This is a genomic window from Adlercreutzia sp., assembly GCF_056795635.1.
Genome location: NZ_JBQIIT010000015.1, coordinates 41945 through 50535, shown reverse-complemented (window position 1 = coordinate 50535; position 8591 = coordinate 41945). Strand labels below are relative to the sequence as shown.

General features: G+C 64.9%; 9 protein-coding genes. 8 read left to right on the top strand and 1 reads right to left on the bottom strand.

Going from position 1 to position 8591, the window contains the following annotated elements; genetic code table 11:
• The 7 genes from ACTOXK_RS09220 to ACTOXK_RS09190 all read left to right on the top strand — a co-directional run.
• A partial coding sequence (locus tag ACTOXK_RS09220; RefSeq protein ID WP_482276559.1) for a heme exporter protein CcmB occupies positions 1–651 on the top strand: 651 nt, incomplete at its 5' end.
• A gap of 175 nt (positions 652–826) precedes the next feature.
• Positions 827–1594: a cytochrome c biogenesis protein CcsA gene (gene ccsA, locus ACTOXK_RS09215; protein ID WP_482276560.1), complete on the top strand. Its 768-nt coding sequence runs from the start codon at positions 827–829 to the stop codon at positions 1592–1594.
• 9 nt (positions 1595–1603) lie between these two features.
• Positions 1604–1795, top strand: a complete 192-nt coding sequence (locus ACTOXK_RS09210; protein WP_482276561.1) for a hypothetical protein — start codon at positions 1604–1606, stop codon at positions 1793–1795.
• A gap of 114 nt (positions 1796–1909) precedes the next feature.
• Positions 1910–2326, top strand: coding sequence for a DUF454 family protein (locus ACTOXK_RS09205; protein WP_482276562.1), 417 nt, complete (start codon positions 1910–1912; stop codon positions 2324–2326).
• Positions 2327–2462: 136 nt separating this feature from the next.
• Entirely contained in the window at positions 2463–4925 is a 2463-nt protein-coding gene (locus ACTOXK_RS09200; RefSeq protein ID WP_482276563.1) for a molybdopterin-dependent oxidoreductase, read from the top strand.
• A 7-nt stretch (positions 4926–4932) separates the two neighbouring features.
• Positions 4933–5493, top strand: coding sequence for a 4Fe-4S dicluster domain-containing protein (locus ACTOXK_RS09195; RefSeq protein ID WP_482276564.1), 561 nt, complete (start codon positions 4933–4935; stop codon positions 5491–5493).
• Positions 5494–5686: 193 nt separating this feature from the next.
• Positions 5687–6391, top strand: a complete 705-nt coding sequence (locus ACTOXK_RS09190; protein WP_482276565.1) for a Crp/Fnr family transcriptional regulator — start codon at positions 5687–5689, stop codon at positions 6389–6391.
• 90 nt (positions 6392–6481) lie between these two features.
• Here the strand turns inward: ACTOXK_RS09190 and ACTOXK_RS09185 are convergent, their stop codons facing one another.
• A complete protein-coding gene (locus ACTOXK_RS09185; RefSeq protein WP_482276566.1) occupies positions 6482–7603 on the bottom strand; it encodes a DUF5692 family protein in 1122 nt (373 codons plus the stop codon).
• A 345-nt stretch (positions 7604–7948) separates the two neighbouring features.
• On the opposite strand from ACTOXK_RS09185, the gene ACTOXK_RS09180 reads away from it, so the two are divergent.
• On the top strand, positions 7949–8521 hold the full coding sequence (locus ACTOXK_RS09180) for an FMN-binding protein (protein WP_482279910.1): 573 nt from the start codon (positions 7949–7951) through the stop codon (positions 8519–8521).
• Positions 8522–8591 lie beyond the last annotated feature (70 nt).

Below are 8591 nucleotides of genomic sequence, written 5' to 3'. Positions count from 1 at the left end.
CTGAAGGCGGAGTTCCGCACCAAGGACATGGTGGTGTCCATGGGCATCTACGCCTTCCTGGTCATCGTGGTGTTCGGCGTGGCCCTGTCCTTCGCCCGTCCTGGGGCGGAGTTTCTGGAAGTGTCCGGCGGCCTTCTGTGGGCGCTCGTGGTGTTCACGTCGCTGCTGGGCCTGAATCGCTCGTTTGCCAAGGAGACGGAGAACGGCTGCTTGGAGGGCCTGCTGCTGGCACCGCTCGACCGGGGCGTGATCTTTCTAGCCAAGGCGACGTCGAACCTTGTGTTTCTGGCCTTGGTGGAAGTGATCGCCGTGCCGCTGTTTTGGATGTTCTTCTCCAGCTTCGCAGCGCCGGCCGAGACGGGCTGGCTGCTCGTCGTGCCGCTCGTGCTCGGCAGCATCGGCATCGCCGGCATCGGCACCATGCTGTCCACCATCACCGCCGCCACCCGCGGCAAGGACGTGATGCTGGCCCTGCTGTTCGTGCCCGTGATCTTCCCGCTGCTGTACGCCTGCGTGTCGGCCACCACCTGCGCGCTCGTGGGCGGCGATGTGTTCGCCGACGGATTTCTCACCTCGCTGGCGCTCGGCGCTGGCTACGATGTGGTGATGATCCTCGCATCGTGGGTTCTCTACGATTTCGTCGTCAACTGAAGGAGACGACCTGATGCTGCGGTTCCGACAGGCACCTGCCCTTCGCGTTCAGAGCTTGCCTTCGCGGCACGAAGGCCGCTCAGCCGCTCTTCAAGCGAATTGCAGGCACCTGTCGCAACCTCGCTGACTTATGCTCAACCGGTACTATGGGAAATAATTTTGGAGAGGAGAACGAGTGTCAAGTAAAACGTTGAAGCTGCCCGAGGCGGGGCAGTGGCCCGATAAGCTGGTGGCACCGGCGCTCATTGCGGGTGCGGTGCTGTCCACCATCGGGTTCCTCATGGCGTTCTTCTACGTGGCCCCCGTGGGCGGTGCCACGGTGAACGGCGCCGAGCTCATCGGGGACGTGATGGTGTCCCAGAAGATGCTCCTGTCCCAGAAGATCTTCTACTTCCACATGCCCGTGGCCATCACCTCGTTCATCGCCCTGGGCTTCGGCTGCTACTATGCCGTGCGCTTCCTCATGACGAAGAACCAGCGCTTCGATACCTGCTCGCGCCTGTGCCTGGAGATCGCGCTGCTGTTCGTGGTGCTCACCATGATCACCGGCGAGATGTGGACCCGCTTCGAGTGGGGCGTGTGGTGGAGCTGGGAGCCGCGCCTGACGACCTACCTCATCCTCATGCTCATCGTGATCGCCTACTTCGTGCTGCGCAGCTCGGTGGACGAGCCGGAGCGCCGCGCCACCTTCGCCGCCGTGGTGGCCATCATCGCCACCATCGACGTGCCCATCTGCTTCATGATCACGCGGCTGATTCCATCGTCTATCCACCCGGTGGTGCTGCGCGAGGGCGGCATGAGTCCCGAGATGGGTATGTGCGTGGGCCTGTGCGCCCTTGGCATGATGCTCATCGGCTTTGTGCTGTACCGCGCCCGCTTCGGCCAGGTGCGCCTCACCCAGCGCGTTGACGCGCTCAAGGAAACCCTCGACGACGAACGCTAGGAGATAGCCATGAACCCCATTCTCGCTGACATCTACTCCACCATCCTGCCCTCGGCCCCCTACATCATCGCGGCCTATGCCCTGCTGTGGATCGCCCTGCTCGTGTACGTGCTCATGATCTACCGCGGCACCAAGAAGGCCACCGCCCAGCTCATGCTGCTGGAGGAGGCCGTGGCCGACCAGCAGAAGAAGGCGGAGTAGCCATTTACCTGAGATAGCCCGTTTGGGCGATACGGAAACGGCAGGGGCCGCGTAGTATGGAGGTGGAAAAGTCCGCCGCCTGCGACGCGGCCCTTTTGAGATGAGGAGCCTGTCGTGAACATCATCGTGCGCTATATCATTCTCGGGTTCGCGTGGCTCTGCGTGGGCGCGGCCTGCGTCGGCATCTTCGTGCCGGTGCTGCCCACCACGCCGCTCTTGCTTCTGGCCACCTTCCTGTTCGGGAAGCTCTCGCCTCGCTGCCACGCCATCATCACTTCCAGCAAGGTGTACCGCTCCTATGTAGTGCCCTTCAAGGAGGCCGGCGGCATGCCCGTGAAGGCGAAGATGCGCATGCTGCTCATCTCGTTCACGGTGCTGGCCATCTCGGCGGCCCTCGTGCAGAAGCCCTTCGTGTGGGCCATCCTGGCCGCTGTGGCCCTGTTCCTCGTGTACCTCATGGTGGTGCGCATTCCCACGGTGGGGGAGGACGCCGTCGCGCGCGAGGCTGCCGACGTGGAGGCTGAGGCCTAAGACCGGCTTCCGTCCCCGTCGCCCCAATACTTGGGGCCCCTTCCGACCAATGTTGGGCAGAAGGGGCCGCACTCCCTTTCTATACTGGGCTCATTCGGCGCTTCGGCGCCGCAATCAGGAGAGAAAGAGGAGGACTATGGAAGAGAACGAGCGTTTCGCTCCCACCGAGTTCGTGTCCGAGGGGAAAGTCACCCGTCGCACCTTCGTGAAGGGCGCCGGCTGGCTGACCATCACCTCGGCCCTGGGGGCTGCGGCCGTGGGCTGTGCCCCGGCTGAGAAGCCGGCCGAGGAGGAGTCGTTGGCCGAGACCGGCCCGGTGACCGATCCGGAAGAGGGCTTCACCTACAAGAGCGCCTGCTGCTCGGTGAACTGCACGTCCCGCTGCCATCTGCGGGCCCGCGTGAAGGACGATAAGATCTACACCGTCACCCCGGGTCAGATGCCCGGCCGCGACGACTACGCCAACTGCTGCCTGCGCTCCATCGGCCTGGGCACGCGCACCCATGACGAGAACGTGCGCGTCATGCACCCCATGAAGCGCACCGGCGAGCGCGGCAGCGGTGAGTTCGAGCAGATTTCCTGGGAGCAGGCCATCGAGGAGATCGCCGAGCGCATGGAGGCCACCAAGGCCACCTATGGGGCCAAGTCCTGCGGCTTCTACTCGTTCACCGGCAACCTGTCGAAGCTCTCGTGGGAGGCGCCTACCCGCTTCGCCGGCACCTACGGCGGCACCACCTTCGATATCGAGGGCATCATGGGCGACCATGGCGCCACCATGGGCATGACGCTGTGCTTCGGCCAGGGTCGCGGCGCCCATGACACCCGCGACTACCTGAACTCCAACCTGGTGGTGCTGTGGGGCCGCAACGTGGCCGACACCCACACTTCCGAGTTCCGCTACCTCGTGAAGGCCCGCGAGAACGGCGCCAAGATCGTCGTGGTGGACCCGCGCCTGTGCGCCACCGCCGCCATTGCCGACGAGTGGATTCCCCTGAAGCCCCAGACCGACCCGGCTTTGGCCCTCGGCATGATGAACGTCATCATCGGCAAGGATCTGCACGCCAAGGACTGGCTCCTCGCCAATTCCGTGGCTCCCTTCCTCGTGCGCGAGTCCGACGGCGCGCTCCTGCGCGACGGCGAGGGCGATGAGGCCCCGTGGCTCGTGTGGGACGAGGCCGCCGGTAAGGCAGTGCCCAACACCACCGAGGGCGTGAAGGCGGCCCTGTCCGGCACCTTCGACGTGAACGGCGAGCAGTGCCGCACCGCCTTCGACCACCTGTGCGACGAGGTGTCGAAGTACACGCTGGAGTACACCGCCGAGATCACCGGCCTGGCTCCCGAGGTCATCGAGAACTTCGCCCTGGAGTACATCAACGCCAAGCCCGCGGGCATCCGCATGGGCCAGGGCATGCAGCGCGTGTACAACTCCCATTCGCCCTTCCGCACCGTGGCCACCCTGGCCGCCGTGGCCGGCTACATCGGCGTGGAAGGCGGCGGCGCGTCCCACGCCGGCGGCACCGCGTCCATCCGCTCCACGCCCGGCATCACCATCCCGGCCTTCAACTACGACGACTGGGCGAACACCGGTGAGAACGAGGGCACCATGGCGAAGAGCTCCACCCTCTACGAGCAGATTCTCACGGGCAAGCCCTATCCGCTCGACTTCATGTGGTTCGCCAACTCGAACTTCATCAACATGAGCCCCGATGCCAATAAGATCGTGGGCGAGGTGTTGCCGAAGATCTCCACCATCGTGACCGTGGATCCCTACTGGACCTGGACGGCGAAGTACTCCGACTACGTGCTGCCCGCCTGCAACTACTGGGAGAAGTGGGACTTCCTCGATCGCTCGCCCTGGGTGTTCTTCCAGAGCCCCGCGGTGACGCCGGCCGGCGAGAGCAAGTCCGACGTGGAGATCATGTCGCTGCTGGCCGCCAAGGTGGGTCTGGGCGACCTGTGGAGCAAGACCGACGAGGAATGGGTGCGCAGCTTCGTGAACGAGGAGCATCCGGCCTGGGAGGGCTTTAACTTCGACACGGCCGTGGCCGACGGCATCTGGGGCCGCCCCGACGGCATCTACGACTCCCAGATCGTCTTCGCCGACGGCGTGTTCGCCACGCCCTCCACGAAGTTCACCTTCTACAACGACGACCTGGTGGAGTTTCAGGAGGAAGTGCCCTGCTACAAGCCGATGCTCGAGGATCCGACCGGGCCGCTCGGCGAGAAGTACCCGCTTGTGTTCCTGCAGTACCACGACCGCATGAACGTGCACACCCAGCACATCGGCATCCCGGCGCTCGCGGGCATTCAAGACGAGCCGCTGCTGGAGATGAACCCGGTGGATGCCACGGCCCGCGACATCGCCGACGGCGACGTGGTGAGCATCGTGAACGACCGCGGCGCCTGCAAGATGAAGGTCTTCCTCACCGAGGGCATCGTACCGGGCGTGGTGGCCACCCAGAGCGGCTGGACCCCGGACTACACCATCGAGGGCAACTACCAGACCCTCACCCACTTGACGTTGAACCCCACGGAAGAGCACATTTCCCAGACCTGCACGGCTTTCTACGACGTGCTGGTGGAAGTAGAGAAGGCGTAGGTGCGACATGGCTAAGCAATACGGAATGGTGATCGACACGACGCGCTGCATGGGCTGCCAGACCTGTGCTGTGGCCTGCAAGGTGTCCAACGACGTGCCCGGCGAGCTGTACTGGGCCCATGTGGAAGGGCTTGACGGCGAGCTGTACCGCCCCGTGGGCACGTTCCCGGCCGTGAAGATGAACTTCCGCCCCACCCTGTGCAACCACTGCGCCGAAGCCGCCTGCGTGGCGAACTGCCCCACGGGCGCCATGGCCAAGCGCTCGGACAATGGCGCCGTTGTGGTGGACACCGAGGTCTGTATCGGCTGCGGCACCTGCGTGACCGCCTGTCCCTACGGCGTGCCGCAGATCGACGAGGAGGCGGCTGTGTCCTCGAAGTGCACGATGTGCTTCGACCGCCAGGACCACGACCATCGCCCCTGGTGCGTCCAGGCCTGTCCGGCCGAGGCCCGCATCGTCGGCGACCTGAACGATCCGGAAAGCGCGGTGTCCCAGTACATCGCCGAGAAGGGTGCCAAGCCCTACTTGGAGGAGCACGGCACCCAGCCGTCGGTGTACTACGTGTAACGAGAACGGGGCGGCCGCCGGAAGAGGCGGCGGGCGCCTCGGGTGCTGCCGGGCCTGCGGACCGCGGGGTGCCACAGCCAAGAGCCCTCCCTGACGGGTCGCGTCCCCGGTCGTTGTCGGCCGGGGTCGCGCCCGTTTGGAGGCACTCGTGATAGGATGGGGGCTGCAAAGGCCACCGAGGGGAGGGGAGCCCATGAGTTGGACGGGAAAGAACGAGGTGCTGCAGGAGCCGTTGGGCCGCGACGAGCTGGAGGCCATGCTCGACGGCATCGACGCCACCTACACGGTGAAGCGCGTGCCGGCAGGGGCCATGATCTTCTGGCTCGACGAGCCGAACGGCAACCACTACTACCTGGCCGAGGGCTCCGTGGAATGCTTCCGCGTGGATGCTGCCGGGCGCACCAAGGTGATCGACCGCTACGGGCCCGGGTGCTTTTTCGGCTACCACATCCTGCGGGACGACAACCTGCCCATGTCCACGGCCCGCAGCTGCGACGACAGCCGCATCATCTCCATTCCCAAGGAATCGTTCTTCCGGCTGCTCCACGCCTACCCCGAGTTCACCGACCGGGTGGTGCGCTACTTGTTCGGGCTTCTGTCCATGCAGACCCGGGAAGTGGTGAGCCAGTCGTTCTACGGGGCCGGCCAGCGGGTGCCCATGCTGCTGGCCGAGCTTGCCCGGGAGCGCTGTGACGGGGGAGGGACCGCGCCGGCCCGGCCGACGGTGCTGCCCTACAGCAACAACGACCTGGCCGATATGCTGGGGCTCTCGCGCAACTCGGTGACCACGGCCCTGTCGCGCCTGCAATCCCAGGGCATCATCGAGAAGCAGCGCAACTGCATCCATGTCCTCGACCCCGCCAAATTGGAAGACATCGCCCAAATGGAAGGGGAGTAGAAAGGGCCCGCGACGGCGATCATCGCGGGCCCTCGGCGTTTCGGGCAGGTTATGGGAGGGGCTGTTGCGACGCTCCCGTCCTCTGCGCGGCTACTTGCGCTGGGGGATTTCGGTTTCTTCCACGGCGACGTAGACGAAGCCCGGCTTGCCCTCGGCGGGCAGCTCGTTGTAGGCCACCATCTCGGCGATCTCGGCCGGAGTGGCGGAAGCGGGCTCGGTTTCCACGAGGTAGGCGGTGGAGGCGCGGCGCTTCATGGCGGCCACGAAGTCCTTGGTGCCCACGAACACTTCCTGCATCCACGGGTTCACGCCCAGCTTCTTCGCGCGGTACATGATGTAGGCGAAGGCGGCGATGTTGGCGCCCAGGGCCAGAAGCGACACCACGAGGTTCACGTTCGGGTCGTTCACGGAATCGGCGGCGAAGATGGAGTCGTTGGCGAACATGGGCACCATCTGGCAGAACATGCACCACATGGACAGCGTGAAGGCGCGGTTCTGGATCCAGCCGCCCTTGTTCCAGATGAGACCGGCAATGGTGGGGGCCAAAAGCAGGGCCACGCCGCAGTACCAGGAGTGGGTGGGCAGGTTGTTGTAGGTGTAGCAGAAGTTCCACAGGTCGTAGGCGATGATGAACACCCAGGTCATATCCGGCCACAGCATGTCCTGGCGCTTCTTGGAGATGTAGATGCCGAACCAGCCGGTCATGCACGCGATGTTGATGATGCCGGCGATGCCGTTGAACACGTTGTGCCAGCCGCCGTACAGGGTGACGCCCTCGGAGGATACCCAGGTGGTGCCGAAGGCGCGGATGGCGCTCTCGAAGTCGCTCACCACGGCGATGAGGATGTTGATGGCCACGATGACGAAGGGGAAGGCCTTGAACCAGTGGGCCCGGCCGATCTTGCCCCAGGAGTACTTGATCATCATGAAGCCGATGCAGCCAGCGGTAGCGGCGTACACCTTGGCGTAGTGGAACCAGCTGTTCATATCGGTGTGGGTGGGGTTGGTGAGCGCCCACTCGGCTCCGGCGGCCGCACCGATCTCCACGGCCAGGCAGTAGACGGTCATGGCGCCGCACACGCCGAAGAACATGAATATGCCGCCTGCCTTGGTGCGACGGGCGAGCTCGTTCAGCAGGATGAGCAGGACGAGGACGAGAACGAGACCGAGCCATTGGTAGGCGGCGTTGGGGCCGTACACATCGAAGAGCATGGGTATCCCTCCTTATTAGATACCGGGTAGGGAAGCTCGTCGCGGCCGGGGCGGATCGGCGGGCGCGGGTGCGCCTTCCGGTCCGCGTCTCCGACTCGGCCGCGACGGCTGCGCAAGGGATGCTTGCGGTCGTTGCCCTGTACCTTACTCGCCTTCGTATCTTCAGTCAATATCCATAAATTATCAAATTGGTAGTAGTTGACGGAACGTTAAATTTCGTCAATATATCCTTGCTATACGGGTAAAACGCTGATATGCTCCGCAGCAATAAGTTCATGAATGTAAATAAAAGAAAACTTTCATGAAGAAATATCAGTCCAACAACGGCGAATGATTGGAGGGACTATGAACGGCGTGAGGACAACGGCAGCGCTCTGCGGTGCCACGGCGCTCGTGCTGGGACTTTCCGGATGCGGGGCCAGCTTCGAGGGCTCTGGTTCCAAGGATGCGGCCACGGCCGAGCAGCTGGCCCTGCGCACCGAGGACCCTTGGGCGGCCGAAGCGACTGCGACGGGGCCGGCCCGGGCCGAGGGCGATCTGCATGATGGGGTGTACACGGGCCGCGGCCGCGGTATGGAGGGCTGGATCTCCGTGACGCTGCTCGTGGACGACGGACGCCTGACGTGTTTGGAGACCGCCCAGGACGGCGAGAGCCAGAGCCGCGGCGGCTACGAGGCCATCCGCGACGGGCGCTACGCCGCCATGATCGAGGCGGCCCAGGGCGCCGATATCGATGCCATCGCCGGGGCTACCATCACCACGGCCGGCGTGAAGCAGGCCGTGGAAGACGCCCTCGCCCAGGCCGAGGCGGGCGCCGCATCTGCCGAGGGTGCCGCCGCGGCCGACGCCGCCACGGCTGCCGATGCTGTTGCGTCCGGTGCCGCGACGACCGAGAAGGAGGCTGGTAGCCGTGAGTAAGCTCAATCAGGGCGCGGGCCTGTCGCGCCGCGACCTTCTGACCGGGTCGGTCCTGGCCGCGGCCGGGGCC

What these genes read in the sequence shown, in the direction of transcription:
- ACTOXK_RS09210 (WP_482276561.1), top strand. Translation starts at nt 1,604, where the DNA reads ATGAACCCCATTCTCGCTGACATCTACTCCACCATCCTGCCCTCGGCC.
- ACTOXK_RS09200 (WP_482276563.1), top strand. Translation starts at nt 2,463, where the DNA reads ATGGAAGAGAACGAGCGTTTCGCTCCCACCGAGTTCGTGTCCGAGGGG.
- ACTOXK_RS09195 (WP_482276564.1), top strand. Translation starts at nt 4,933, where the DNA reads ATGGCTAAGCAATACGGAATGGTGATCGACACGACGCGCTGCATGGGC.
- ACTOXK_RS09190 (WP_482276565.1), top strand. Translation starts at nt 5,687, where the DNA reads ATGAGTTGGACGGGAAAGAACGAGGTGCTGCAGGAGCCGTTGGGCCGC.
- ACTOXK_RS09185 (WP_482276566.1), bottom strand. Translation starts at nt 7,603, where the DNA reads ATGCTCTTCGATGTGTACGGCCCCAACGCCGCCTACCAATGGCTCGGT.
- ACTOXK_RS09180 (WP_482279910.1), top strand. Translation starts at nt 7,949, where the DNA reads ATGAACGGCGTGAGGACAACGGCAGCGCTCTGCGGTGCCACGGCGCTC.